Annotated in this window: 23 protein-coding genes; 11 read left to right on the forward strand and 12 right to left on the reverse strand. The window is 61.4% G+C overall.

Translation table 11 applies throughout. The features are described 5' to 3' along the window. The first annotated feature begins 25 nt into the window (after positions 1–25). Positions 26–382, forward strand: coding sequence for an NADH:ubiquinone oxidoreductase (locus tag AC0R79_RS00730; RefSeq protein ID WP_375744587.1), 357 nt, complete (start codon positions 26–28; stop codon positions 380–382). Positions 383–386: 4 nt separating this feature from the next. Here AC0R79_RS00730 and AC0R79_RS00735 read toward each other — a convergent pair whose 3' ends face one another. Then, a complete protein-coding gene (locus AC0R79_RS00735; protein WP_127800729.1) occupies positions 387–1,037 on the reverse strand; it encodes a DUF1826 domain-containing protein in 651 nt (216 codons plus the stop codon). Then, the gene (gene zigA / locus AC0R79_RS00740) at positions 1,037–2,242 is read right to left on the reverse strand and encodes a zinc metallochaperone GTPase ZigA (protein ID WP_474732764.1); all 1,206 of its coding nucleotides are present in this window, start codon (positions 2,240–2,242) and stop codon (positions 1,037–1,039) included. The genes AC0R79_RS00735 and zigA overlap by 1 nt, the downstream gene beginning before the upstream one ends. Positions 2,243–2,465: 223 nt before the next feature. Between zigA and AC0R79_RS00745 the strand changes: the two genes are divergently transcribed. Beyond that, positions 2,466–2,840: a glutamine synthetase gene (locus tag AC0R79_RS00745; RefSeq protein ID WP_127800733.1), complete on the forward strand. Its 375-nt coding sequence runs from the start codon at positions 2,466–2,468 to the stop codon at positions 2,838–2,840. Here the strand turns inward: AC0R79_RS00745 and AC0R79_RS00750 are convergent. Next, the gene (locus AC0R79_RS00750) at positions 2,837–4,036 is read right to left on the reverse strand and encodes an N-acetylmuramoyl-L-alanine amidase (RefSeq protein ID WP_474732766.1); all 1,200 of its coding nucleotides are present in this window, start codon (positions 4,034–4,036) and stop codon (positions 2,837–2,839) included. The two genes, AC0R79_RS00745 and AC0R79_RS00750, sit on opposite strands and share 4 nt — an antisense overlap. Positions 4,037–4,120: 84 nt before the next feature. Between AC0R79_RS00750 and folE2 the strand changes: the two genes are divergently transcribed. From folE2 to AC0R79_RS00780, 6 genes are read left to right on the forward strand one after another with little or no spacing between them, the layout of a single operon-like run. After that, a complete protein-coding gene (gene folE2 / locus AC0R79_RS00755; RefSeq protein WP_474732768.1) occupies positions 4,121–5,017 on the forward strand; it encodes a GTP cyclohydrolase FolE2 in 897 nt (298 codons plus the stop codon). Beyond that, positions 5,014–5,682 carry a metal ABC transporter ATP-binding protein gene (locus AC0R79_RS00760; protein ID WP_127800739.1) on the forward strand — a complete coding sequence of 223 codons (669 nt, stop codon included), beginning with the start codon at positions 5,014–5,016 and terminating at the stop codon, positions 5,680–5,682. Before folE2 ends, AC0R79_RS00760 begins: the two co-directional genes overlap by 4 nt. After that, on the forward strand, positions 5,682–6,548 hold the full coding sequence (locus AC0R79_RS00765; RefSeq protein ID WP_375744596.1) for a metal ABC transporter permease: 867 nt from the start codon (positions 5,682–5,684) through the stop codon (positions 6,546–6,548). The genes AC0R79_RS00760 and AC0R79_RS00765 overlap by 1 nt, the downstream gene beginning before the upstream one ends. A gap of 11 nt (positions 6,549–6,559) precedes the next feature. Then, the gene (locus AC0R79_RS00770; protein ID WP_192562907.1) at positions 6,560–7,435 is read left to right on the forward strand and encodes a metal ABC transporter substrate-binding protein; all 876 of its coding nucleotides are present in this window, start codon (positions 6,560–6,562) and stop codon (positions 7,433–7,435) included. Next, positions 7,432–7,992 carry a gamma carbonic anhydrase family protein gene (locus AC0R79_RS00775; protein WP_074689871.1) on the forward strand — a complete coding sequence of 187 codons (561 nt, stop codon included), beginning with the start codon at positions 7,432–7,434 and terminating at the stop codon, positions 7,990–7,992. The genes AC0R79_RS00770 and AC0R79_RS00775 overlap by 4 nt, the downstream gene beginning before the upstream one ends. Positions 7,993–7,995: 3 nt before the next feature. Then, complete coding sequence (locus tag AC0R79_RS00780) at positions 7,996–9,333, forward strand: dihydroorotase (protein ID WP_474732771.1); 1,338 nt, start codon at positions 7,996–7,998, stop codon at positions 9,331–9,333. A gap of 46 nt (positions 9,334–9,379) precedes the next feature. On the opposite strand, the gene AC0R79_RS00785 is transcribed toward AC0R79_RS00780, so the two are convergent. After that, positions 9,380–9,898 (reverse strand): DUF3617 domain-containing protein, encoded by a 519-nt coding sequence (locus AC0R79_RS00785; protein WP_007954220.1) that lies wholly within the window; start codon positions 9,896–9,898, stop codon positions 9,380–9,382. Between the two features lie 146 nt (positions 9,899–10,044). Here AC0R79_RS00785 and cls point away from each other — a divergent pair, with 146 nt between their 5' ends. Further along, the gene (cls, locus tag AC0R79_RS00790) at positions 10,045–11,484 is read left to right on the forward strand and encodes a cardiolipin synthase (protein WP_011336657.1); all 1,440 of its coding nucleotides are present in this window, start codon (positions 10,045–10,047) and stop codon (positions 11,482–11,484) included. 2 nt (positions 11,485–11,486) lie between these two features. Here the strand turns inward: cls and cfaB are convergent, their stop codons facing one another. From cfaB to hflK (AC0R79_RS00815), 5 genes are all read right to left on the reverse strand, one after another. After that, a complete protein-coding gene (gene cfaB, locus AC0R79_RS00795) occupies positions 11,487–12,674 on the reverse strand; it encodes a C17 cyclopropane fatty acid synthase CfaB (RefSeq protein WP_474732773.1) in 1,188 nt (395 codons plus the stop codon). Between the two features lie 177 nt (positions 12,675–12,851). Then, positions 12,852–14,759 (reverse strand): heavy metal translocating P-type ATPase, encoded by a 1,908-nt coding sequence (locus AC0R79_RS00800; protein ID WP_474732775.1) that lies wholly within the window; start codon positions 14,757–14,759, stop codon positions 12,852–12,854. Then, positions 14,756–15,814: a protease modulator HflK gene (gene hflK / locus AC0R79_RS00805; protein ID WP_474732777.1), complete on the reverse strand. Its 1,059-nt coding sequence runs from the start codon at positions 15,812–15,814 to the stop codon at positions 14,756–14,758. The genes AC0R79_RS00800 and hflK (AC0R79_RS00805) overlap by 4 nt, the downstream gene beginning before the upstream one ends. Beyond that, positions 15,811–16,857 (reverse strand): protease modulator HflC, encoded by a 1,047-nt coding sequence (gene hflC / locus AC0R79_RS00810; protein ID WP_474732779.1) that lies wholly within the window; start codon positions 16,855–16,857, stop codon positions 15,811–15,813. Before hflC ends, hflK (AC0R79_RS00805) begins: the two co-directional genes overlap by 4 nt. Further along, a complete protein-coding gene (gene hflK, locus AC0R79_RS00815; protein ID WP_474732780.1) occupies positions 16,854–18,800 on the reverse strand; it encodes a protease modulator HflK in 1,947 nt (648 codons plus the stop codon). Before hflK (AC0R79_RS00815) ends, hflC begins: the two co-directional genes overlap by 4 nt. A 210-nt stretch (positions 18,801–19,010) precedes the next feature. Between hflK (AC0R79_RS00815) and lpdA the strand changes: the two genes are divergently transcribed. After that, positions 19,011–20,411: a dihydrolipoyl dehydrogenase gene (gene lpdA / locus AC0R79_RS00820; RefSeq protein ID WP_474732783.1), complete on the forward strand. Its 1,401-nt coding sequence runs from the start codon at positions 19,011–19,013 to the stop codon at positions 20,409–20,411. Between the two features lie 37 nt (positions 20,412–20,448). Here the strand turns inward: lpdA and AC0R79_RS00825 are convergent, their stop codons facing one another. Next, a complete protein-coding gene (locus AC0R79_RS00825; RefSeq protein ID WP_007954205.1) occupies positions 20,449–20,922 on the reverse strand; it encodes an Lrp/AsnC family transcriptional regulator in 474 nt (157 codons plus the stop codon). Between the two features lie 144 nt (positions 20,923–21,066). Here AC0R79_RS00825 and AC0R79_RS00830 point away from each other — a divergent pair, with 144 nt between their 5' ends. Then, on the forward strand, positions 21,067–21,696 hold the full coding sequence (locus AC0R79_RS00830) for a LysE family translocator (protein WP_474732786.1): 630 nt from the start codon (positions 21,067–21,069) through the stop codon (positions 21,694–21,696). Here the strand turns inward: AC0R79_RS00830 and AC0R79_RS00835 are convergent. Both AC0R79_RS00835 and AC0R79_RS00840 read right to left on the reverse strand, forming a co-directional pair. Beyond that, positions 21,693–23,831, reverse strand: coding sequence for a hypothetical protein (locus AC0R79_RS00835; RefSeq protein ID WP_474732788.1), 2,139 nt, complete (start codon positions 23,829–23,831; stop codon positions 21,693–21,695). The genes AC0R79_RS00830 and AC0R79_RS00835 overlap by 4 nt on opposite strands. Then, a complete protein-coding gene (locus AC0R79_RS00840) occupies positions 23,818–25,011 on the reverse strand; it encodes a DUF3142 domain-containing protein (RefSeq protein ID WP_127800758.1) in 1,194 nt (397 codons plus the stop codon). Before AC0R79_RS00840 ends, AC0R79_RS00835 begins: the two co-directional genes overlap by 14 nt. Positions 25,012–25,017 lie beyond the last annotated feature (6 nt).

Genomic DNA, 25,017 nt, shown 5'->3' on the forward strand with positions numbered 1-25,017 from the left:
GATCAAGGTTTTCTGGAGGTCGAAGATGCGGTGGATGGGATGTTCGTTGCTGCTGGCGCTGGTGTCGGGCGAGGCGTTGGCACAGGCCTGCGTGGTGCACAGTCAGGCAGAGCGGCTCGACGTGAAAGTCTGCCAGCAGAACCGCAACATCCCGGAAAAACTGTTCAACGACGGCTTCTGCCAGCCGACCCTGGCCGGGCAGAAAGTCGAGGTTCAATACGTCGACCAGTGCCCCGCCGGCGCATTCGGCGTGTGCAGCAACGCGCAAGTCGCCAATATGCCTTATCGCCAGGATATCCACTATTACGGCGTGGCCACCGATGCGGCGTATTTGCAGCCCTATTGCGAGGCCCAGAGCCAGGGGAAATGGCTCAAGCCCTGAGGCGCTATCCGAGCCAGTCGAGGGTCAGCATCAGCCGCCGCTCACCCGGCGCCGGCTGCGGCGAGCGATGGATCAGCCCGAAACCTTCGTTGCCGTGCCATTTTTCGCCCTTGAGCAATGCCACTTCGCCCCGATTCAATTGCTGAATCCGTGACGCTTCCTGCGGCTCGGCTTGCGGCTTTCCCAGTTGCCGACGATCCATCTGCCCTTCCCTTAACCATTCACTGCCGACACCTGCGTATGTCGTGATCAACCGCACCGGCACATGATCGACGTGAAAACGCGGACACATGGCCTTGTCCAGCACCCGCAGGCGCAAGCCGATCCGTCGCGCCCCCAGCAGGCAGGCGAAGGCACTGACCAGCCATTTCAGGTCGGCGATAAATCCTTCGTAGCCTTCCAGATCGCGAAAGCCGCTGGCCAGTCCCGTGAGATCCGGTTCTGCGTCTTCGTCCGGCAATTCCAGGCACAGCGCCTCGGCGTAAGGCTCGTTCAGAGACAACAATAAGTCCGCGAATTCGGCAATGTGCAGCGGAAGCTGTCGTTGCCAGACCGCAAGGTTGGTCTCGTCGTCAAGAATGTCCGCCAGTGCCTGCGGGGTCTGGCCGAAAGACTGATGGCGCGTGCTGCCTGGCAGCGGTTTCAGGGCGAGCATCAGGCGACCTCATCGTGCCAGGCGCCAAAGGGATCGCGCAGTTGTAGCCAGCCTTGAGTACCGAGCGCCATTTCCGCATCGGTCAGCAGGCAATCATCGAGTTCCGACGACAGCTGTGCGAAATCGATGTTCTGCCCGATAAACACCAGCTCCTGGCGACAATCGCCTACGCTGGCGATCCAGTTTTCCATGATCGCGGCGGTACTTTCCTGATCCTGCGGCCACTGTTCTTTTGGCACGAAGCGCCACCAGCGCCCAGCGAAACCGTGGCGCATCAGGCCACCTGCCTGAGACCAGCTACCGGCGTCGGTGGGTTTGCTGGCCAGCCAGAAGAAGCCCTTGGAGCGCAGCAATTTGCCGTTAACCCAAGGACGATCGATGAAGTCGAAGAAGCGCTGTGGATGAAAAGGCCGGCGCGCCCGATAGGCCGTGGAGGCGATGCCGTACTCCTCGGTTTCCGGCACGTGTTCCCCACGCAATTCCTGCAACCAGCCCGGGGCCTGGGCGGCCTTTTCGAAGTCGAAGCGACCGGTATTGAGAATTTTCTCCAGCGGTACTTCACCCATGACCATCGGGATGATCTCGGCCTGAGCGTTGAGGCGTCTGAGAATGGCCATCAGCTCTTCCCGCTCGCGGCTGCTGATCAGGTCGATCTTGCTGATCAACAGGACGTCTGCGAACTCAATCTGTTCGATCAGCAGATCGGTGATCGAGCGCTCATCCTCTTCACCGAGGAATTCACCACGGGACGCGAGGTTTTCAGCGGCCTGGTAGTCCGGCAGGAAGTTCATGCCGTCGACTACAGTGACCATGGTGTCGAGGCGCGCGATGTCGGCGAGGCTTTGCCCCTGCTCATCACGAAAGGTGAATGTCTCGGCCACGGGTAACGGCTCGGAGATTCCCGTGGATTCGATCAGCAGGTAATCGAAGCGGCCTTCACGAGCCAACTGGCTGACCTCTTCAAGCAGGTCTTCACGTAACGTACAGCAGATACAGCCGTTGCTCATTTCCACGAGCTTCTCTTCAGCACGGTTCAGGCTGACATCACGCTGGACTTCGCTGCCATCGATATTGATCTCGCTCATATCGTTGACGATAACGGCGACGCGCAGATCATCTCTGTTACGTAGTACGTAATTCAAAAGTGTACTTTTTCCGGCGCCGAGAAAGCCGGACAAAACGGTCACGGGAAGTCGTGAAGACATTGGATAAACCTCATCAGACGGTCGCTAAACAGCGCTGGAGGCTCTCGGGGCGAGCGTTCTTGGGTTTCGATGGGATCACCAGGGAAACGGACGCTTGAAAAGGAAGCCACGGAAAGCCTTATCCGATTAATGTTATAGTATAACAACAAAATCAATCCACTCTCTTCTTGCCCAAAGTGACAAAGGGCCGGAAGCTGCAATCAGTTCGTCGCCGAGTTACGTCATGAAAACCGCGTTGAAATACTCGTTTATCTGCTTGGCATTGCTGACACTGACTGCCGAAGCACAAGTGCCGGAGCTCGCCAATTGCACGCGCAGCGCGAACCTTTTGGCGTGCATCGATGGCAACGGTAACGCCTACAGCGTCAACACCGTCGGCAGCACGATTTACCTGCGCGGATTTGAAAAAGCGGGAAACCGCTATTGGGCACAAACCAACAGCCGCTACGGGCAACTGACGTTTTTCACCGGCATCGCTTCTGATGGAGAAGCCTGGGTTGGCTACAACCGCCGCGTGGGCTGGACGACGATCAATCGGTTCTCCAGCTCCGGGGGCAGCAGTGCGAAGTTCACCTGCAGCCGGATCACTGGCTGCTAAACCTGCGATCCTTTCTGCTCTTGTTGCCAGGCCATATAGCTGTCGACGGGTGGATTTTTCTGGAAATAGCGCTGCAATCCCTCAAACAAACCGTCTGCCACGGCCTGCTGATGACGCGCGGTCACCAGGCGCTGACTGTCCCGTGCGTTGGAAATGAACCCGGTTTCCACCAGGATTGACGGGACATCCGGCGATTTTAGAACGGCAAATCCAGCCTGTTCCACGCGCTTTTGATGCAGCGCGGTGATGCCGGCCAGGCTGCCCAGCACTGTGCTTCCGAGTTGCAAACTGGCGGCGATGGTCGCGTTCATCGACATGTCGAGGATCACGCCGGCGAGCATAGGATCCTTGTCCTTGAGATTGAGCAGGCTGGTGGCGCCGAGCAGATCCACACCGTTCTCACGCTGCGCCATGAACCGCGCGGTAGCAGAAGTTGCACCGCCTTCGGACAGGCAATACACCGACGCGCCAGAGGCGGTCAGACGCGGCGCAGCATCGGCGTGCACCGAGATGAACATGTCAGCCTTGTGCTGACGCGCGATCTCCACACGCTTGCGCAACGGGACGAAGAAATCGTCGTTACGAACCAGCTTTACATCAAAGCCTTTCTCTCGTTTAAGCCGACGTGCGAGCAGTTGCGCAATAGACAGCACTACATCCTTTTCCCGCTCGCCCTTGGCGCCAATTGCACCCGGATCTTTCCCGCCATGCCCTGGGTCGACCACCACCATGATGTCGCGCTTGAGATGAGTTTTTTCCTGGGGTGTTTCACGTGGAACGCTCGCCGGGAACCCTGCTGAAGCAGTCATCAAGTCCAAAACCAGGCGATGCCCTTGCCCATCTTGAGGCGCCAACAAGAATGAGTTGAGCTGAACCGGGCTGCTTAGATCCAGCACGATCCGGGTATTTCCTTGGCCAAAATGGCCGGAGCGGATCGAATGAATAGGAGTGCCAGATAACGTCAATTGGCTGAAGTCGCCACTCAGGCTGGCACCGCTCAAGTCGATGATCAACCGCTCCGGCGTGCTCAAGGTGAATGTCTTGTAGCTCACGGGACCACTCAGATCGAACACCAGCCGAAGCTTGTCATCCGAACGCCAAAGCCGCGCATTGCGTAGCTGCGTGGCGGACACCGAAAAAGGCAAAACAAAGGCCGCGCTGGCCAGCATCAGGTTGAGCAAGTGGCGTCTGTGCATATGAAAGCCTGTTCATGAAAAAGGCATCGTGGTTTGAATTGTTATAATGTAACATCAAATTCAATCACCATGATGGAACTGCTCATGAACGCGCTGACTTTGCCGGATGTCGCGGCTCAAGCCGCCCGCCAGGCCCTCCCTCTCGAATGGGTGGGGATGTGCGGCATCGCATTACCTGTGTTTATCGAAGGCCAACGACTGGCTGCCAAAGCGGATGCAGGCGTCAGTCTTGATGATGGAGACGCACGCGGCATTCACATGTCGCGGCTTTATCTGGGGCTGGAAGCGCTGGAGCAGAAGAATCTTTCACCTGCTCTTTTGCGACAAGTTCTGCAGCGTTTTCTCGACAGCCACGAAGATCTGTCTGATGCCGCCTATCTCAATATCCACACCGATTTACTCCTGAGAAGGCCCGCGTTGGTCAGTCCTCTGGCGGGATGGAAAACCTATCCCGTCACCGTTTCAGCCCTGCTAAAGAACAAAGTGTTCCACGTGGAACTGAAAATCGATGTCGCATATTCCTCAACGTGCCCATGTTCTGCGGCATTGGCGAGGCAGTTGATCCAGCAACAATTCGTCGACGACTTCGCCAACAAACCACTCCAACACGCCGATGTGTTGGCATGGTTGGGCTCGACCCAAGGCATCGTGGCCACACCTCACAGCCAGCGCAGTACCGCCCAGTTGCATTTGCACCTGGATGAATTCGTCGACGAACTACCCCTGACGTCCATCATCAACGACGCCGAAGCTGCCCTCGGCACCGCCGTGCAAACCGCTGTAAAACGCGCCGACGAACAAGCCTTCGCCCTCGCCAACGGCCAGAACCTGATGTTCTGCGAAGACGCTGCCCGACGCCTGAACCTGGCACTGCGTCGCTCACCCGGTGTCAGCGAATTCCACGTACGAGTCATCCACGCCGAAAGCCTTCATGCTCACGATGCCGTCGCCGAGAGTCATTGGCGCCGGGAGCACCCATGATTCGCTGCCACAACCTGAGCTGGGGAATACCCGGCCAACCGCTCACTGCACCGCTCAACCTGAGGTTGGAAAGCGGCAGCCTGACGGCAATCATCGGCGTCAACGGCAGCGGCAAAAGCAGCCTGCTTAAAGTCATCGCCGGTTTACAGCGACCGCTGGCCGGCAAGGTCGAGTTGGGTGTTCCACGCCAAAGCGGTTTGTCCTTCCTGCCTCAGCAACAGCATCTGGATCGACAGTTCCCGATCAGCCTTCAGGAATTGGTGGCGGCCGGATTCTGGGGACGCCGACTGTCATCGCAACTGAGAGCCCAACGTCTCGAATCCGCACTGGAAGACTGGCACCTGAGCGGACTGGAACATCGTCCCCTGATGGCCCTCTCCGGCGGGGAACTGCAACGCGCCCTACTCGCCCGATTGAGTCTGGCCGACACACCGCTGCTGCTGCTCGACGAACCCCATGCCGCACTCGACGAACTGGGTCAGACACTGTTGTGGCAACACCTCCACGCCTGGCATGAACAAGGGCGAACACTGGTCGTGGTTTGCCATGACCTTGCCGCTGTGCGCCAACACATTCCACAGACCTTGCTGATCAAACAGAGCGGCTGCGCATTCGGCAGCAGCAACGATCTCATCCAGCAAACGCCTCACACGCAGGTGGCCTGATGCTCACGCTGAGCCATTTATGGCAACCGTTCCACGAGTTCGTCTTCATGCGCCGGGCCCTGCTCGGCGGCCTGGTATTGGCGTGCAGCACGGCACCACTGGGCGTGTTTCTGATCCTGCGCCGGATGAGCCTGATCGGCGACGCCGTTGCCCACGGCATCCTCCCCGGCGCCGCGTTGGGGTTCTGGTTCGCTGGGCTGAGTCTGCCGGCGCTAACACTCGGTGGACTCGGTGCCGGTCTGAGCATGGCCGGACTCGCCGCGTGGATCACCCGACGCACCGGCCTGCGCGAAGACGCCAGCCTCGCCGCGATCTATCCCATCTCGCTGGCCAGCGGCGTGCTGATTCTGGGAATCGCCGGCAAGCGACTCGATTTGCTGCACCTCCTGTTCGGCTCCGCACTGGCGGTCGACGGTCCGACCCTCAACGGCATGTTGTGGGTATCGGCACTCAGCCTGATGGCCATGGCACTGATCTACAAACCGTTGCTACTCGACACGCTCGATCCGTTTTTCCTGCGCACAGTCAGCCGACTCGGCCCCGTCGCCCATGGCGTGTTCCTGACGCTGGTGGTGCTCAATCTGGTGATTGGTTTCCAGGCTATCGGCGCCTTGATGGTAGTCGGACTGATGATGCTGCCCGCCACCGCTTCACGCTTCTGGAGCCGGCGCCTGCCGATCCTGATTGCCATCGCCGCGCTCATCGGTTGCGCCTCGGTATGGCTCGGCCTGTTGCTGTCGTTCTACTACTCGCTGCCCAGCGGCCCGGCCATCGTGCTGGTCGCCGGTGGCGGTTACCTGTTGTCCGTGGTGTTCGGACCGGTTCACGGTCTGTTGCGCCGCCCGCCTTTGCTCACATCCCAATGAGGTCTTTCCCGATGCGCGCTCTACTCGTGCTATTCAGCCTGATGCTGTCGATGTCGTTATCGGCGGCGGAAAAACTGCCGGTGGTCACCAGCTTCAGCATCCTTGCCGACATGGTGCATCAGGTCGGCGGCGAGCATATCCAGATCACTAACATGGTCGGCCCTGACGCCGATGCCCATACTTACGAACCGACGCCGGATGACGCCAAAGCCCTGCTCAAGGCGAAACTGATCGTAAAGAACGGGCTGGGTTTCGAACCCTGGCTGGATCGGCTGGTCGCCAGCACCGACACCAAAGCTCCGGTGATCAGCGCCAGTCGCGGCGTGATTCCACGCTCGCTGGATGAGGACGGCGAAACCGTTCCCGATCCTCACGCCTGGCACAACCTGGCGAACGCCGAGCTGTACGTCGCCAACATCACCAAGGCGCTGATCGCTGCTGACCCGGCGAACAAAGCCGACTACGAACGCAACAGCCAGGCCTACCTGAAACAGATCTACGCCCTCCTCGCCCAAGCGAAAGCCAAGCTCGGTTCACTGCCGCCGGGCAACCGCAAGATCGTTACCAGCCACGACGCCTTCGGTTATCTCGGTCAGGCCTACGGCATCGACTTCATGGCGCCACAAGGTCTGTCCACCGAACGCGAACCTTCCGCTGCCGAAGTCGCCGCGCTGATCACCCAGATTCGCCAGGCCAAAGTCAAAGCGGTGTTCATGGAAAACATCAAGGACGCGCGCCTGCTCAAGCAAATCGCCGACGAAAGCGGCGCACACATCGGCGGCACGCTGTACTCCGACGCCCTCGCCGCCAGCGGCCCGGCCAGCACCTTCACCGGGCTGTTCGAATACAACCTCAACACTCTTTACCAAGCCCTGAGCCAACCATGATCCGTAAAAATCCTTCCGGTGATTTGCCGCAGATTGCCGAGTCTGCCTACGTCGATAAAACCGCGATCATCTGCGGCAAAGTGGTGATCGGCGAAAACGTGTTCGTCGGCCCGTACGCGGTGATCCGCGCCGATGAAGTGGACGCCACGGGCGACATGGAGCCGATCACCATCGGCGCCAATTCGAACATCCAGGACGGCGTGGTGATCCACTCCAAATCCGGCGCGGCGGTGACCATCGGCGAATTCAGCTCCATCGCCCACCGCTCGATCGTGCATGGCCCGTGCACGGTCGGCGACCGGGTGTTCATCGGCTTCAACAGCGTGTTGTTCAACTGCGTGGTCGGCAACGGTTGCGTGGTGCGGCACAACTCGGTGGTCGACGGCCGGGATCTGCCGGACGCGTTCTACGTGCCCTCCACCACCCGCATCGGCCCGGGCACCGACCTCTCGCAATTCCCGCCAGTGAGCGTCAGCGCTTCGGAGTTTTCCGAGGACGTTGCGCGCACCAACGTCGACCTGGTGCGCGGCTACAAAGCCCTGCAGAACGAGTTCTGAATCATGAGCAGTGTGCTGATTCGCAATGCGCGGCTGGTGAACGAGGGGCGCGAGTTCGACGCCGATCTGTTGGTCAGCAACGGGCGCATCGTCAAGATCGCCGGCAGCATCGAAGGTGAAAACGCGACCCGTGAAATCGACGCCAGCGGCCAATGGCTGCTGCCGGGAATGATTGACGACCAGGTGCATTTCCGTGAGCCGGGTGCGCCGGCCAAAGGCAGCATCCACACCGAATCCCGTGCAGCCGTGGCCGGGGGCATCACCAGTTTCATGGACATGCCCAACACCAACCCTGCCACCCTGACCCTTGACGCGCTGGCCGAAAAAAAGCGCCGGGCAGCAATCAACTCGGTGGCCAACTACGGCTTTCACTTCGGCGTCAGTCACGACAATCTGGACACGGTCGCAGCGCTGAATCCGAGCGAGGTGGCAGGGGTCAAAGTGTTCATGGGCGCGTCGACCGGCAACATGCTGGTGGACGACCCACACACCCTCGAGCGCCTGTTCGCTGAAGTGCCGACGATTCTGCTGGCCCACTGTGAACACACGCCGAGCATCGAAGCGAATGCCGCGAACCTGCGCGAACGCTTCGGCAACCAGCTGCCACCCGACGCCCATGCGCTGATCCGCAATGCCGACGCCTGCTTTCGCTCATCGTCTCTGGCGGTGGATCTGGCCAGACGTCACGGCACTCGTCTGCACGTCCTGCACCTGACCACGTCGCGCGAGCTGGCCCTGTTCGAAGACAAGCCGCTGTCGCAAAAACGCATCACCGCCGAAGTCTGCCTGCATCACTTGCTGTTCGATGACCGTGACTATCCAAACCTCGGCAACCTGATCAAATGCAATCCGGCGATCAAGTCCCAAGCCGATCGTGACGCTCTGCGCCAGGCACTATTGAGCAATCGACTAGACGTGATCGGCAGCGATCACGCACCGCACACCTGGGCGGAAAAACAGCAAGCGTATGAACAGGCCCCATCCGGGCTGCCGCTGGTGCAACACGCACTGCCGGCGTTGTTGGAACTGGTGGCGGATGGCGTGCTGCCGATCACTACGCTGGTGGCGAAGACCAGTCACCGGGTGGCGGATCTGTTTGCCATTCCGGATCGCGGATATTTGCGTGAGGGGTACTGGGCGGATCTGGTGTTGATTCAACCGGAGCCCAAGGGTGTCGCGGTGTCACGCCAACCCGTTCTATCGCAATGCGGCTGGACGCCGTTCGCTCAGCGCAGCTTTCGGCATCGGGTCAGCACGACGATGGTGTCGGGCCAGATCGCGTGGCATGACCAACGGATCCATGACAATTGCCAGGGATTGCCGCTGCGGTTCATGCGCTGAAAAAAAACCGCCTCCACTCGATGTGGAGGCGGTTTCGATAATGACGTTATGCTCGCGGTTTGACCGTGCCGCAATCCTGACCCAACCAGACTGCCCGGGTTTCCAGACTGCCCTTCTGGTTGATCCCGATGGCATTGAAAGTACCGTTGGCGACGGTGGTGAACTCGCGGTCACTGAGGAACGTCGCGACGCCGGTGCCTTGGGCTTTCGGGCAACTGAAGCGGAATTTCCACTGGTTGCCGACACGCTCGGTGATCTGCTGTTTGCAGCCCGACTGCGGGTCCGCCAGCGGAATATCGTTGGTCGCCACCTGCTGCGGCGTCAGGCAGGCGCGGATACCCTTGCCGCCGATGTTGATCCCCTGCTTCTCCAGTTCAGCCCGTTGTTGCGGGGTGATCTGGCCCTGAATCTGGCCGAGGATCGATTGCACATCCATCACCTGATCATCGACCTTCACATTGCTCGACGTCATTTCCCACAACCCCGGCTGCAGCATTTGCGCCTGAGCAACCACCGGCAAGGCCAAACCCAGGCCCAGCGCCAAACCCAGCAGACGAACGTTCATTGAAAAACTCCTGATCAGTAGTGGCCGTTAGACGCCGGCCGCTTGTTTCGGTTCATGGCGGGCGCTGGCGGCGTGAAAACAAATAGCGACAATCGCCATGGAACATGGTCTGTTAAGCATTGAATCTTCAGGAGCAAGGTTGCCCCATGGATTATTTCGGACCGCACATTTTCGGTTATCTGATCGCCCTGATACACACCCTCGGCTCGATCGCCGCGATCCATGCCGTATTGACCGTACGCACCGCCCAAGGCTCGATCGCCTGGGCGTTGTCGCTGATCTTCATTCCCTACCTCACCCTCATCCCTTATCTGGTGTTCGGTCGCAGCACCTTCGATGGCTACATCAAGGCCCGCCGCCAGGCCAACGAACAGATGCGCCAGGCGATTTCCGAACTCAACTGGCGGCCGTGGGTGGAGGAAGCCCTGACCGCCCGCGCCTCGAATGCCTATGACTCGTTGCGGGCAATGCCGAAGCTGGGACGCATGCCGTGCCTGGCCAACAATGAAGTGCGATTGCTGATCAACGGTGCCGCCACCTTCGAGGCGATTTTCCACGCAATCGACCAGGCGCGGGAAGCGGTGCTGATCCAGTTTTTCATCATTCACGACGATCGTCTCGGTCAGCGCCTGCGTGACTTGCTGCTGAAGAAAGCGGCGGAAGGCGTGGTGATTCATTTGCTCTACGACCGTATCGGCAGCCACGCCCTGCCCCACAGCTACGTGCAGGCGCTGCGCGACGGCGGCGTCGAGGTCAAGGCGTTCGCCACCCGCAGCGGCTGGCTCAATCGTTTCCAGGTGAATTTCCGCAACCACCGCAAGATCGTGGTGGTCGACGGGCTGATCGGGTTTGTTGGCGGGCACAACGTAGGCGACGAATACATGGGTGAAAAACCACCGCTGGCACCGTGGCGCGACACTCACGTTCAGGTGCGCGGCCCGGTGGTGGCGTGCATGCAGGAGTCATTTGCCGAAGACTGGTTCTGGGCCGCACGGTCATTGCCGCCGCTGATCCTGCCGGACGCGTACCCGGAGGACGGCGTGCTTTGCCAATTGCTCGCCAGCGGCCCGGCGGATGCGTACGAAACCTGCTCGCTGTTCTTCGTCGAAGCCATCCATGCCGCCACCGAGCGCGTGTGGATCACCAGCCCCTACTTCATTCCCGACGAGGCTGTGTTCGCGGCGTTGCGTCTGGCAGTTTTGCGCGGAGTCGACGTGCGCCTGTTGCTGCCTTCGCGTCCCGACCACCGCATTGTCTACGCCGCCTCTAGCCTGTATGCGTTCGAAGCGGTGCGCGCTGGCGTGCGGGTATTCCGCTACGAACCGGGTTTCCTGCATCAGAAGGTGGTGTTGATCGACAGCGAAATCAGCGCCATCGGCAGCGCCAATCTGGACAACCGTTCGTTCCGGCTGAATTTCGAAGTGATGCTGTTGACCGTCGACAGCGAATTCGCCGCCAGCGTGGAACAGATGCTCAACGATGACTTCGCCCAGGCCTACGAAGTCGCCAAAGAAGAAAGCCGGGAGATCCACCGCCTGCAACAGGTCGGCATGCGGATCGCCCGGCTGATTTCACCGATTCTCTAGGTTCAAGGGTTGTAGATGTCATCCCTCGTCCACGGCAGTTCATGGCTGCCGTCGGCATGGGCCTTCACGGCGAGGATCTGGTGCAGATTGATCCAGCCGCGCGCGAATGCGTAAGCGCAGCCCGCCAGGTACAGACGCCAGATGCGCAGCGCCTGATCCGGCACCAGTTTCGCGGCGGCTTCAAGGTTGTCCTCCAGCCGTTCGCTCCAGTGGTCCAGGGTGCGCGCGTAATGCAGGCGCAGACTCTCGACGTCGACGATCTCCAGGCCCGCTTCGCTGATCTCGGCCGAGATCATCGCCAGGTGCGGCAGCTCGCCGTTGGGGAACACGTACTTCTCGATGAAATCCCCGGCGCCGCGTCCCACGGGACGGCCATCGGTGTGCTTGGCGGTGATGCCGTGGTTCATCACCAGACCGCCATCTTTCACCGCGCCGAACAGGGTTTTGCAGTATTCGGCGAGATTGGCGTGACCAACGTGTTCGAACATGCCGACGCTGACCACTTTGTCGAAACGCCCATCCTGGGGCAGATCGCGGTAGTCGAGCAGTTGCAGTTCGATCTGATCTTCCAGCCCCTCGGCTTTGACTCGCTCGCGGGCCAGGGCCAGTTGCTCTTTGCTCAGGGTGATACCGAAGACCTTGGCGCCAAACTCACGGGCGGCATACCGCGCCAGTCCGCCCCAACCGCAACCGACGTCCAGCAGATAGTCGCCGGGCTGCAGACGCAGCTTGCGGCACAGGTGCCGGAACTTGGCTTGCTGGGCTTGCTCCAGGGATTCGCTGCCGGTTTCGAAATACGCGCAGGAATACGCCATGTCGCTGTCCAGCCACAGCTGGTAGAACGCATTGGACAGGTCGTAATGGTAGGAGATGGCTTTGGCGTCGGTTTCCTTGTCGTGCACGGTGCGCACCGGCTGACTGTCTTCGTCCTCGTCAAGCAGCGCCGTGCTCAACTCATCGCACACCCGGATGACCTCGCTGATCGAGCCCTCCAGTTCGAGCTTGCCCTCGACGAAGGCCGCCCCCAATGCATCCAGACTTGGATGGGTGAACTGGCTGACCATCTGCGGGTCCTTGACCACGATGGTGACGCTGGGCGTCGGGCCCAGATTGAATTCATGGCCGTCCCAGAGTCGCAGGCGAAGCGGAAGCTGCAGATTCTGTAAGGCCGGTGGAAGTTGCGCGAGCATGGAATATCCCCCTGGTTTCAGACGTCTGATCTGAGGGTAGACCATCCTTGAAAATTAGCAGGCTATCGATTTGATAGTCGCCGACTATCAGCCGCAGAGGCTGTAATGGCGCTGTCATCCTTGCTTCAGTGCGCCTTCTCAAATGACTGCGAGAGCGGCGCACAGTTCGAAAAATGATCAATCCGACGCTTTCAGCTTCAGCAGCGGTTCCTGAAACCGCAGCAGGCGACCGGCATTGCCCAGCACCAGCAACGTGCTCAGATTGTGCAGCAATGCAGCAATCATCGCGCCCGCCGCACCGAGCCAGCCGAAAGCAGCGAACACCACAATCGCCAGCGTCCAGCCCAGACCGATGATCACGTTCACTTGCAAGGTCCGTCGGCACTGACGGCTGAGGCGCACGCAGGTGCCGAGTCGACGCAGGTCACTGCCGATCAGCACGATATCGGCGGACGCCAGCGCGATATCCGCGCCGCCCGCTCCCATCGCCACCCCTACGACGCCCGCCTTGAGCGCCAGCGAATCGTTGATCCCGTCGCCGACCACCATCGGCCGGAAGCCGTGGTCGATTTCCTTGAGCACGCGGTTGAGCTTGTCTTCGGGCAACGCCTGGGCTTCGACTTCGTGCAGGCCGACATCCTTGGCCAGTGTCTGCGCGACGCTTTGCCGGTCGCCGGTCAACAGCAGTTGCCGCCCCAGCCCGAGGTCACGCAGTTCACTCAGCGCAAATCGTGCTTCCGGTTTGACGGTGTCGGCCAGCAACAGCCAGGCAAGGAATTCGCCGTTCAACGCCAGCCCGGCAATCGGGCCGTCGTGTTCGGGGATCGCCGTGGTCGGGATGCCCAACTGCGCAAACAGCTCCGGGCGCCCGAGCGCGGCCTCGCCTTGCGCGGTCTTGGCCACAACGCCCAACCCCTGCCGCTCATGAATATCAGTCAGCACCAGCACCTCTTCCGCGCTGACCAGTCCCGCCAGCGCGCGGCTGACCGGATGACTGCTCGCCGCACCCAGACTTGCAGCCAGCGCCATCACCGACCCGTGATCCGCTCGCGGGCTGTTGATCGACTGCAAGCGCAGCGTGCCGTAAGTGAGGGTGCCGGTCTTGTCGACGACCAAGGACGTAAGATCGGCCAGCTCCTCAAGGAACGCCGAACTGCGGATCAGAATCCCGTGCCGCGCCGCCACCGCCACCCCGGCAATCGCCGTGGCTGGCGCTGACAACACCAGCGCGCATGGGCATGCCGCCACCAGCACCGCGAGCATCGCCTGTGCATCGTTGGTGATGAACCAGGTCACCGCCGCGAGCAACAACACCAGCACCATGTAACTGCCGGCATAGCGTTCTAGCAAACGAGTGATCGGTGGTTTGGAGCGTTCGGCGTTCTGCATCAGCGCGATGACTTTGCCGAGGGTGGATTCATCCCCGGTACGGGTCACTTCAATTCGCAGCAGCCCGTCGAGGTTGATCGCGCCGCCGAACACCGCCATGCCGACACCCGCTTCCACCGGCACCGACTCACCGGTGATCGACGCCGTATCGAGGCTGGCCTGGCCGGATAAAACCCGACCGTCCGCCGGCACCCGATCCCCGGCGCGCACTTCCACTTTGTCGCCGGCCTTGAGCGTGCCGTTGTCGACTTCGATGATCGAGCCGTCTGCCTGCACCTTGCGCGCATGACTGCGTGTCAGTTGGCCGAGGGCATGAATCGCTTCCTGGGAACCGATCACACTGCGCTCCTCGAGCACATGGCCGAAGATCATGATGATCGGCAACAACGCCGCCGTGAGCAGATCGCCCGTAGCCCAGGCCCCGATCATCGCCAGGGCGATCAACTGATCGGTGATGCCGTGCAGGCTCGGATAACGCAGGCTGAACCACGCCGAACGCATCACCGGCACCGCGACTAATAAAGAAGCGAATCCGAGCAGCAACTGACTGACGCCGGTTTGCTCCGGCATCAGCCAGCGCCAGATCAACCCCAGACCAAGCAAGCCGAGGGCGAGCATCGCCAAGGTCAACTGGCGGGCGGCGCGGCGTTGTTCGGCCGAGGACAACAGGCTCGGAGCGGAGGTAGTGGCGGTCATTTACTGGCTCCCTGAATGATCAGGCGTGAATCGTCTTTCGGATCGACCGTGGTGACCGAACCGGCCTGACCGAGAATCTTCGGCATCCGCTCACGGTACAAACGCAACAGCATTTGCGGGTCCGTGCCCTGCTGTTGCGCCTTGGCCAGGCTAAGCACCGTCGCCGTGTCGGCGGAGGCTTTGGCCAGCCGCTCACCGGCCTTGGCGTGGGCAACTTGCAGCGTACGGTCGGCCTGCTCGTTGGCGGACTGGGTGAGTTTTTCAGCCTCTGTGCGGGCATTGGCGACCGCTTTGTCGGCTTGTTGGCTGGCGGTGAGGACGGCGTTGAACGCACTCACCGCAGGCTCCGGCAGACTCGATTGCACATCGACCCGCGCCACTTCGATGCCGATGCCCTGACCGCTCGCCTTCAACTCGGCGAGACGTCGGTTGATGCCTTGCACCAGATCGCCACGTAGCCGTTCGCGACGTTCGGCGGCCTGATTATCAGCGCCGATCAGTTCCGGCCGAGCCACCAGAATCGTGTCCAGATCTCGCGCCGCCGTCAGTGCGACGGCGCTTCGCGTCACCACTCGATCCAGCGCAGGCAACACATGCTCGCCTTGCAGTACGAAGTCATAAGGATCGGTGACCTTGTAGAACACCCGCACATCCAGTTGCACCACTCCGGCATCACCGGTGAGCAGATAACCGGAGCCGGCCAACGCGTCACTCAGCGGCGTGGCGAAGGTGGCGACACGATCCGCTTGCATGGCCTGATCACTGCGCAGCAGATTTTCCACCCGGCGTTCAATCACCCGATCCGCCGCCGGCAACAAAACCACCTGTTCGAACGGCTGCGGCCAGGCCAATAACAAGCCGGCATTCTGAATGCGATCCAGTGCTCCGAAATGCAAAACCACCGCGCGATTTTGCGGATCGATCTGCCGGACATTGGAAAATGCCCAGGCCAAAGCCGCCAGAACGGTTACCGCGTAAAGGGCAAAGAATGCCAGACGTCCCGCTTGAATCCACGGACTGTTCAGCGAATGTGTTCCACGTGGAACTTCATTCATGGCTGCGATCCACTTTTGTTGTCGAGATTCGGCGGACCGTCGACCAACACCCGAAACGGCGCGGCGTCGGTGCGCAGGATCAGTTTGGTATCCGGCGAAACAATGGTGCCGAGGGTGTCCAGCGAGCGCAGCAAGTTGTACAGCTGCGGCGAACCGGCGTAAGCGCGCCCGTAAATCTGCGCCGCTTCCACCCGCGATTGGGCTTCGATATCGGCAGCTTTCACCGTGGCGTCGGCTTGTACGATGCGCGCATCGCGTTCGGCGGCGGAGCGGATTTGCGCCGCTTCGCGTTTGCCGATGGCGGTGCGCTCGGTGGCGATGGTTTCACGCTCGGCACGCATCCGGTCAACCGTTGCGGTGAGGGTCACCGATGGCAAGGTCAGCCGTTCGATGCCCACCTGCACCACGCGCACGCCGTAGGTGGCGAGCAGTTGCTGATCGATTTGCTGGCGCAACTGCGCTTCAAAATCGGCGATGCGAACCTGGCTGGCATCGGTGTTCACCAGATTGGCCAGATCGAAACTGCTGGCCGTGGTTTCCAGTGCCGAGCCGACAAACGTCCGAATCTGCCGGGCCGCTTCGTCCGGCTGGTTCTGCACAGCGCGCATGAAGCGCTGCACGTTGTCGGGATCGCCCTGCACCTGCCAAGCCACGTAAGCCTGAACGATGATGCGCAAACCGTCGCGGGTGCCGACGTCCTGCAAGCCGCTGGAGGTCGTGCGCAAACGCAGGTCCACGGGAATCGCCGCTTCGAACGGCGCCGGCCAGCGCCAGCTCAGACCCGGCTCCAGCAACACGCGGGCCGGGTTGCCGAAACGGGTGATGACCGTGGCTTCACCGGAGCGCACCTGCACCAGGCTCGCCGCCGCGATGGCGAACGCCACCAGTAACGCTGCCCAGCCCATGCGTTTCCACGGAAAAGGCCCCGCCTCTTCCGGCGCACCGTGGTGATGGTGATGATGCCCGTGATGGTGATGACCGCCGCCATGAGCATGATCGTGGCCGCTGTGGTCATGGTGATCGTGAGAGTGCGACTGGCTCAATGGGTGGCTCCTGGCTGAGCGGTGGTGCGCGCCGGATCTGCCGGCAGCGTAAACGTACGCAGGTCGATGGTCGGTGCGTTACTGCTGCCGCCCAGACGATGGTCGAGTACCAGCAGTTTGGCTTTGCTCAAACCCTGGCTGAGTTGGCTGAGGTATTGCTCCAGCACGAAGGCCTGGCCGGCGCTGGCATAGGCCTTTTGTTCGGCGCTGAATTTCAAATCCGCCGCCCGAGCCGTGGCGTTGATTTCATGGGCGTTGGCACTGGCCTGATCCCGAGCGAGGCTGGCCTGCAACTGCGCCTGGTTACTCGCTTCGGCAGCGGCACCGCGCTCGCGGGAGATCAACGCCTGAGCGCCGATCTGTGCCGCTTGCACGCTGTGATAGGCATTGGCCGCCCCTGCCGGTGGGTGAATCGCTTCGACCACCGTGGCGAGAATTTCCACACCACTGTCGAGCTTCTGCAGATCGCTTTGCACGGCGCGGCCGATTTCTTCGGCGAGCCCGGTCCTGTCCTCGCCGAGCAATCCGTCGAGGGTACGCGAGGCAAAGTCATGCACCAGAATCCGGCTGGCGGTGCTGCGGATCAGCGTCGGCACATCGGCACTGTTGTAAGTGGCGGCCAGCGCGGCTTGATCGCTCAGGCCGATGCGATAGACGAAGCGCACGTCCATGTTGACGATCTGAAAGCTCTGCTGATCGCCACGGCTGCTGGCAATGACCTGAGACTTGTCGTTGACGTGGCTGGCATCCCACAAACGGTTGGCAGTAAATGGCGCCGGGCCTTCTGCCGGATCCAACTGCACGGGTGCCGGGTTCTCACCGACACTGGTTGCCAGTTCATGCACCACACCGTTCTCAACATTCAGCACACGCCCCAGCGGCCAGGGTAAACCGGCGTGCAGCCCCGGGCCGAACACCTGCACCGGTTTGCCGAAACGTTCGTAAATGCCACGGCTTTGCATCGGTATTTCGTGAAGGCCGGTGAGCAGCCAGCCTACCGCTGCCACCAACACCAACACCGGCAAGAAAGCGCGGCGCATGTAACTGAAGGCCCAGATCTGACGCAGATCGATGCCGAAACGGTTGTGCAATTCATGCTGCAATGCGAGCAACGGTTGTGGCGGCCAGCGCAGCAGATCGGCGACGAAACTACGCGCCAGCAGCACCGGTTCGAGTTGTTCGCGGCGCGGGCTGAACAGCGACAGCAGCGCGCGCAACAGCAATTCCAGGGCAACCAGCCCCGGCAGAATGCCGATCAACACTGCCAGACGCACCGGCCAGATTGCACTGTCACTGGCGAACAACAGGCACAACGCACCCAGCACCAGACTGATGATTGCCACCCGCGTCAGTTGCGCCAGCGCTCCGGCCTCGGGCCATTGCGCCGGGTTATCCTGCGCCAGCTGTCGCTCGAGCACCAGCAGAGCGAACGCCAGCAGCAACGCGATGGCCGCGCCGACCGTGGCGGACAACCCCACTCCCGCCGCCGGCAGCGTCAGATTCCACATTTGCTCGATGCTTAACAACACCAGCACCGACCACCCGCCCAGCCACAATGTAGGCGCGCCAATCTGCCCGAGCAGGTGCAGACTGCGCTGACTCATGCGATCCAGCAGCCGTTCGTACCAGCCTTCCGGCGCAGGTTCTTCGGCAGCCGTAACCGGCACGACAGGATTGATCACCCGTGCCCGCCATTGCGTCACCCACCACGCCGATTGCAGCCCGGCCACCAGCACCAGCAACGCCGCACTCTGATTGACCAGCAGTGCAGACCACAGCGATTGCGGCGCAAACAGCCCGACAAAAAACGCCAGCATCCACCCTGCCCCGGCCAACGCGCCCAGGCCGATCGCCAGGCGACGCAAGCGCCGACCCTGCGTCGCCGCTTGCTGAAAGCGCGGCAAACCGGTCACCGGCGTGCCTTCATCCAGATCGACTTGCATATCCCCCCAAAACCCTCGGCTCACTGCACATATCGTTACGATATAACGAAAGTCGTGAAATATTTGTACTCATTTGCATCATTCAAAGATGCGCAACCTGTCGCTTGCCTGAAGCCTTGACCGAAATGTCTGGAAACGCACATATTACGTTCGTAATTTTCAGTGCGAACTACTTTTACCGATCCGCATCCTTCAGCCAGGAGTAAGAGCATGAGCAACTATGACGTGGTGATTCTGGGCGGTGGCCCCGGCGGTTATAACGCAGCGATCCGCGCCGGCCAGCTGGGCCTCAAGGCCGCGTGCGTCGAGGGCCGCGCCACGCTGGGTGGCACCTGCCTGAACGTCGGCTGCATGCCGTCCAAGGCGCTTTTGCATGCGTCCGAGCTTTACGAAGCGGCGCTGGGCGCGGAGTTCGCCAACCTCGGCATCGAGGTCAAACCCACGCTCAACCTTGCGCAGATGATGAAGCAGAAAGATGAAAGCGTGAGCGGCCTGACCAAAGGCATCGAGTTTCTGTTCCGCAAGAACAAGGTCGACTGGATCAAGGGCTGGGGCCACATCGACGGCCCCGGAAAAGTCAGCGTGACCGGCGATCAGGGCAGCCGGATCGAACTGACTGCCAAGGACATCGTCATCGCCACCGGCTCCGAGCCCACTCCCCTGCCCGGCGTGGAAATCGACAATAAGCGCATCCTCGACTCGACCGGTGCGCTGTCCTTGAGCGAAGTGCCCAAGCATCTGGTGGTGATCGGCGCAGGCGTAATTGGCCTCGAGCTCGGTTCGGTCTGGCGCCGGCTCGGCGCGCAAGTAACCGTGGTGGAGTACCTCGACCGCATCTGCCCCGGTGTCGACGGCGAAGCCGGCAAGACTTTGCAGCGCTCACTGAGCAAACAAGGCATCAGCTTCAAGCTGAGCTCGAAAGTGACCAGCGCCACCTCCTCCGACACTGGCGTACAGCTCAGCGTCGAACCTGCCGCTGGCGGCAGCGCGGAAATCCTTGAAGCCGATTACGTGCTGGTGGCCATCGGTCGTCGTCCCTACACCCAGGGCCTGGGCCTGGAAAACGTCGGCCTGAACACCGACAAACGCGGCATGCTCGCCAACAAACAGCATCGCACCGAAGCACCCGGCGTGTGGGTGATCGGTGACGTGACCTCCGGGCCGATGCTCGCGCACAAGGCCGAAGACGAAGCCATGGCCTGCATCGAACAGATCGTCGGCAAGGCCGGCGAGGTCAATTACGACCTGATTCCCAACGTAATCTACACCCGCCCGGAGCTGGCCAGCGTCGGCAAGACTGAAGAGCAGCTAAAAGCTGAAGGCCGGGCGTACAAGGTCGGCAAATTCCCGTTCACCGCCAACAGCCGGGCGAAGATCAATCACGAGACCGAAGGCTTTGCCAAAGTCATCGCCGATGAGCGCACCGACGAAGTCCTCGGCGTGCACCTGGTCGGCCCGAGCGTGAGTGAAATGATCGGCGAGTTCTGCGTGGCCATGGAATTCAGCGCCTCGGCCGAAGACATCGCCCTGACCTGTCACCCTCACCCAACCCGCTCCGAAGCGTTGCGTCAGGCGGCGATGAATGTCGAGGGGATGGCGACGCAGATGTAAGCACTGTGCGAATACTTCCCGCGCAATGCGGGAAGTATCAGGACGGCAGATGCCCCAGCGGCAACGCGCCGGGCGTTTTCACCGTGTGGATCGCAAAATTGCTGCGGATATCGCTTACTCCCGGCAGCTTCAACAGGCAGCCGGTGAGAAAGCGGTCATAGGCGCGCAGATCCGGCACCACCACTTGCAGCAGAAAGTCCGATTCCCCGGACACCAGAAACGCCGAAATCACCTCCGGCAACGCCGTCACCGCCCGGTGGAATGCCTCGGCCTGTTCGTCGTTGTGGCGCTCGACCTTGACCCCGACAAACACCGTCAGCCCCAACCCCACTTCATCGCGATCCAGATTGGCCTGGTATCCGCGAATCACCCCGGCCTCTTCGAGCATCCGCACCCGGCGCAGACACGGCGACGCCGACAGACCGATTTCGTCAGCCAGCTGCACATTGCTCAGGCGCCCGTCCCGTTGCAGCGCGGCGAGAATCTTGCGGTCGAAGGCATCCAGTTTCATGGTAAGCAGATCCTGATGGTTTACGCGGTAAAAGAGCGCAGATTATGCCAATTCAGCGGCCTTTAGAAGCTGACTACGCAACCACCTGCCCTGCCCTTCGGCCCTAGACTGAGGCGACCGAATCGACAACGAAAGGGGTGCGACATGGCGAGTCTCTGGCTGTTTTTCCTGGCTTTGGCGGTGGTCTATCTGCTGCCCGGCCCGGACATGATCCTGCTATTGCAAACCGGCGCCCGCCAGGGTCGTGGCGCAGCGCTGGCCACGGCGGTGGGTCTTGCGATTGCCCGAGGTTGCCACGTCGCGCTAGCAGCATTGGGGCTGGCGGCGCTGTTCAAGGCGGCGCCGTGGACGTTCGATGCCGTGCGGATTGCCGGCGCGGCGTACTTGCTGTGGATCGGCATTCAATGCCTGCGCACCACACTGCTGCCGGATCTGGACGCCGACACCGTGACGGACAGTCATGCGCAGTGGTACGCAGCCATCCGTCGAGGCCTGCTGACCAACCTGCTCAACCCGAAAGCGTTGCTGTTCTGCTCGGTGCTGTTGCCGCAGTTCATCGTGGCAGATGGCGCACCGGTGCTGACCCAATTCGCCGTGCTCGGCGCGATGCTAGTGGGCGCAGGCCTGCTGTTCGACAGCGCCTACGCCCTGACCGGCGCCGCGCTGGGCCGCTGGCTGAAACACAGCCCGACGGCCCAGCGAGTACAACAGTGGCTGTTCGGCAGCCTGTTGATCGGCTTTGCCGTGCGCCTGACGTTCGTCCAGCAAGCTTAGGTTTTGCGAGCCTTGCGCTGGCGGCGGGTGATCAGCAACAACGCCACCGCGGTGAAGGCCACGATCGCCCCGATCTGCACCGGCCACTTGTACGGCCGCAGTGTCGAACGCACCGAATCTGTCACCTGAGTGACGTAGCGCTTGTCGGCATTTTCGAAGTCCGGATAAGGACATTGATGGCCGAAATCCACAGCCCACAGGACGTACGGCCCTTCATCGACATAGCGTTTGTACAAGGCGCTCTGCTCTTCCAGGCTGCTGTTCCAGCCCGCCGCCGAGCACAACACAGCGGCGAACGCCTGGCTGGTGTGCGGCAAGTTATCCGCCGCACGGCTGGCCAGCGCTGTGGCAACAAACCGATAGTGATAGCGCTCATCCGGCTGCGCTTCACTGGCCTTCTGACGTTTCACCTCGGCTTCGCTCACCAGCGGCCCGACTTTCAGCTCGGTGTTTTCCAGACTGAAGTTGCCACCGAATGTCGCGTAATCCGGGGCCATTTCGTAGCCCAGGATGTCCATGCCCCACTCGCGGGCCGTCCACGCCGCATTGAACAGCGCGCTGGCACGCTTGGTCGGCCACCATGCCGAGTCGGCCTTCAGGCGTTGCTCACCATAGAGCCGGGCCTTGTTCTGCAGATCGGCGCTGTCGAAATAACCGACCGCTTCTTCGTAGTGCCCCTCACGCAACAAACGCCGACCCAGCAGATTGCGCAGGCTGGCGGCCACCGGCAGCGGCACGTAATTGTCACGATCCTGCTGGCTCAGCGCGGGCGGCGCCGGCACATTTTTATCGACATAGTTTTTCAATTCCTCGACCGTCAGCACTCGCTCGGCCACGGTCGCAGCGTCGAACCAGTAAATGCTTTGGCTGCGATACAACTGATCGAAAGCCTGCAAATACTCGCCACGTTGCAGCGCCAGAATCGCGCTTTCACCCTCGACCCGGCATTTGGGCTGCACGCTTTCGAGATTCCAGTCGGCGGTGTGCCGCTCGCCCCAGGACTCGCCCTGCGGGAACGCTTGCGCGGCTTTCGCATAAGCCGCAGCCGCCGAGCTCTTGTCTCCGTCACGCACCGCCAGTTTCGCCCGCAGCCACCACGCCAGACCGCTGTCGCCAGCGTGTTCGAGGAACACCTTGGCACTGGCGTAATCGCCCTGTTGATAATTCATCGCCGCCAATCGATCAGCGTTATCGAGGCTGCCGCGCGTGCTTGCTTGCAGGGCCTTGACCAGCTTCTTCTCGTTCGGCGGTTCATCGCCGAACGACCAGCCGATCCGGCTGATCAGCGAGGCGGTCACCAGTTGCTGAACGGCTTTGCCACGCAGCAACTTCTCCAGTCGATCCTCGGGCTCTTCGGCCAGATCGTTCATCAACAGCTTCAGCGAGGTGTAGCCGACGTTCGAGCCATGCAGGTTTTGCGTGGCATAGAGTTCGATGGCCTTGTCCCAACTGCCCGCCGTACGCAGCGCTCGCGCTTCTTCGCCAAGGCTGGCCACGCCGAGTTCCAGCGGATCGCTGAAACCGTCGATGCTCAGTTGCCGCGTCTGACGGAAGGCTTCGATGGCGTTTTCCAAGGCTTCGAGTGCATCGCCCGCTTCGCTGCTCATGGCAAAAAACGCCCGGCCCAGCGAATAAGCGGCCCAGGTGCTGCGCAACGCACGTTGATCGGCCGGCAGCGCCAGCAACTGGCGGAAATACTCGACAGCCAGTTGATGGTCACCGGCGCCGAACGCCACGGCGCCCGCCACATACAGACGCAGTTCCGCCGGCAGGCTCGCGCCCTCCACTTCAACCTGACGTGCATCGGTCAGGCTGCGCAGTTGTTTGACCAGCACTTGCTGTTCAGGCGTCAGGCCGATCTGCTCGGCCTTGGCGCGCACCTCGGCGGGTTCTGGCGCCTCGGCGTAGATGTCATCCGGATTGTGGGTGGCGGCAGTGACGTTCTTCAGCCCGGCAATGGTTTTGCCGAGGCGACTGATCTCGAACCTGAAGTTGCCCTCCGGCATTTCCGCCAGCGATTGCCCGCGATCGTCGAGCAGACGCATCGGAAAATCCGGGCCGCAGGCCAGCGCCGAACCCAGCGGCAGGCTGAGGCTCAGGCAAAGCAGATGGCGGGGCCAGTTACGGGTCAACATGCGAACCTCCTTGATCAATATTTGCGCAGCGTGCCCAACCGATCGCACGCTGTCCGCCCGCCGGCAATCGGCCGTCGCGCAGGCGGGTGAAGGTAAGCAGATCCGCAGTCTGTTGCAACGCATAACCGGCGAGCGCATCGGCGCCTTCGCAGCCCCGGACCTTGAGGGTGATGCGGGCGGGCCAGGCGCTGTCGAGGTTGCCGACGTTACGCAGGGCGATGTCTTGTAGACCGTTTTGATCGGTAAACACCAAGCCGAGTTGGCTGCTCAATGCATCGCCTCGGGCGACCGCGCGCAGCGTGCTCAGGCTCCAGGCTCTGCGGTCGTTGGCCAACGGCAGCCGAAACCAGATCAGACCGGCGAGGTGCGCCGGGCGATTCTCGCGTAATTCATTGGCCAACCGGCCCAGTTGTTGCGGATCGGCGAGCAATTCGCGTCGCTGGCCACCCCGTTCGAGCGGTACTTCGCTTTCCACCACCGGAGCGCCATCGGCATCCGCCAACAACGCCACGCCGTAGGCCGGCAGCGCCAGATAAAACGGTTTGTCGGTCACCCGCCCCCAGGCCTTGGCCCAGCGCTGCGCCTGCTCGGGATCGAACAGACCGCGACGCGGATCGCTGACGGCGTGCACCTGCAGCACACTGCTATCGACGGTCGCCAGCAGCGCCGGCAATTGCGGGCTGTCGAGCCAGGCAGGCAGCGCGGTGATGCTCAGGGGCAGATTGGCCGGCAATGCGCCGCGCAAGTGAGCGAGGAATTCGGTATAGGCCGACAGTCGGGCACTGCCGGCATCATGGTCGATCTCGACCCCGGCCAGCGTGAGCCCCTGCCTTTGCCAATCGGCAAGTACTTGAAGGATTTGCGCCGTGACCGCTTGCGGGTCGAGCGCCTTGAGCTGGCCGTCGAGACGAATCACCGCGATCAACGGCCGGGCATCGCGTTTCAGCAACGCAGAATCGACGCGTGCCCGACTCCATCCGGCATTCGGGAAAGCCTGCAACGCCAATACCCGCAACGTCGAAAAGTCGTTGCGACTGTCATTCAGGGCAAGCTCATGGGCCGGCGTCCATTGCCGTTGCCAGACGTAGAGCTGCTGATCGAGCGGCACTGTGTCCTGTCGTTCACAAGCACACAGCAACAACACAGCCACCAGGGCTGACCACCCGATGATAAAGCGCATACCTTG

Source organism: Pseudomonas sp. HD57-3, assembly GCF_056113135.1.

Excerpts from the sequence above, each read along its gene's own strand:
- AC0R79_RS00730 (WP_375744587.1), top strand. The coding sequence starts at position 26 with ATGCGGTGGATGGGATGTTCGTTGCTGCTGGCGCTGGTGTCGGGCGAG.
- AC0R79_RS00735 (WP_127800729.1), bottom strand. The coding sequence starts at position 1,037 with ATGCTCGCCCTGAAACCGCTGCCAGGCAGCACGCGCCATCAGTCTTTC.
- zigA (WP_474732764.1), bottom strand. The coding sequence starts at position 2,242 with ATGTCTTCACGACTTCCCGTGACCGTTTTGTCCGGCTTTCTCGGCGCC.
- AC0R79_RS00745 (WP_127800733.1), top strand. The coding sequence starts at position 2,466 with ATGAAAACCGCGTTGAAATACTCGTTTATCTGCTTGGCATTGCTGACA.
- AC0R79_RS00750 (WP_474732766.1), bottom strand. The coding sequence starts at position 4,036 with ATGCACAGACGCCACTTGCTCAACCTGATGCTGGCCAGCGCGGCCTTT.
- folE2 (WP_474732768.1), top strand. The coding sequence starts at position 4,121 with ATGAACGCGCTGACTTTGCCGGATGTCGCGGCTCAAGCCGCCCGCCAG.
- AC0R79_RS00760 (WP_127800739.1), top strand. The coding sequence starts at position 5,014 with ATGATTCGCTGCCACAACCTGAGCTGGGGAATACCCGGCCAACCGCTC.
- AC0R79_RS00765 (WP_375744596.1), top strand. The coding sequence starts at position 5,682 with ATGCTCACGCTGAGCCATTTATGGCAACCGTTCCACGAGTTCGTCTTC.
- AC0R79_RS00770 (WP_192562907.1), top strand. The coding sequence starts at position 6,560 with ATGCGCGCTCTACTCGTGCTATTCAGCCTGATGCTGTCGATGTCGTTA.
- AC0R79_RS00775 (WP_074689871.1), top strand. The coding sequence starts at position 7,432 with ATGATCCGTAAAAATCCTTCCGGTGATTTGCCGCAGATTGCCGAGTCT.
- AC0R79_RS00780 (WP_474732771.1), top strand. The coding sequence starts at position 7,996 with ATGAGCAGTGTGCTGATTCGCAATGCGCGGCTGGTGAACGAGGGGCGC.
- AC0R79_RS00785 (WP_007954220.1), bottom strand. The coding sequence starts at position 9,898 with ATGAACGTTCGTCTGCTGGGTTTGGCGCTGGGCCTGGGTTTGGCCTTG.
- cls (WP_011336657.1), top strand. The coding sequence starts at position 10,045 with ATGGATTATTTCGGACCGCACATTTTCGGTTATCTGATCGCCCTGATA.
- cfaB (WP_474732773.1), bottom strand. The coding sequence starts at position 12,674 with ATGCTCGCGCAACTTCCACCGGCCTTACAGAATCTGCAGCTTCCGCTT.
- AC0R79_RS00800 (WP_474732775.1), bottom strand. The coding sequence starts at position 14,759 with ATGACCGCCACTACCTCCGCTCCGAGCCTGTTGTCCTCGGCCGAACAA.
- hflK (WP_474732777.1), bottom strand. The coding sequence starts at position 15,814 with ATGAATGAAGTTCCACGTGGAACACATTCGCTGAACAGTCCGTGGATT.
- hflK (WP_474732780.1), bottom strand. The coding sequence starts at position 18,800 with ATGCAAGTCGATCTGGATGAAGGCACGCCGGTGACCGGTTTGCCGCGC.
- lpdA (WP_474732783.1), top strand. The coding sequence starts at position 19,011 with ATGAGCAACTATGACGTGGTGATTCTGGGCGGTGGCCCCGGCGGTTAT.
- AC0R79_RS00825 (WP_007954205.1), bottom strand. The coding sequence starts at position 20,922 with ATGAAACTGGATGCCTTCGACCGCAAGATTCTCGCCGCGCTGCAACGG.
- AC0R79_RS00830 (WP_474732786.1), top strand. The coding sequence starts at position 21,067 with ATGGCGAGTCTCTGGCTGTTTTTCCTGGCTTTGGCGGTGGTCTATCTG.
- AC0R79_RS00835 (WP_474732788.1), bottom strand. The coding sequence starts at position 23,831 with ATGTTGACCCGTAACTGGCCCCGCCATCTGCTTTGCCTGAGCCTCAGC.
- AC0R79_RS00840 (WP_127800758.1), bottom strand. The coding sequence starts at position 25,011 with ATGCGCTTTATCATCGGGTGGTCAGCCCTGGTGGCTGTGTTGTTGCTG.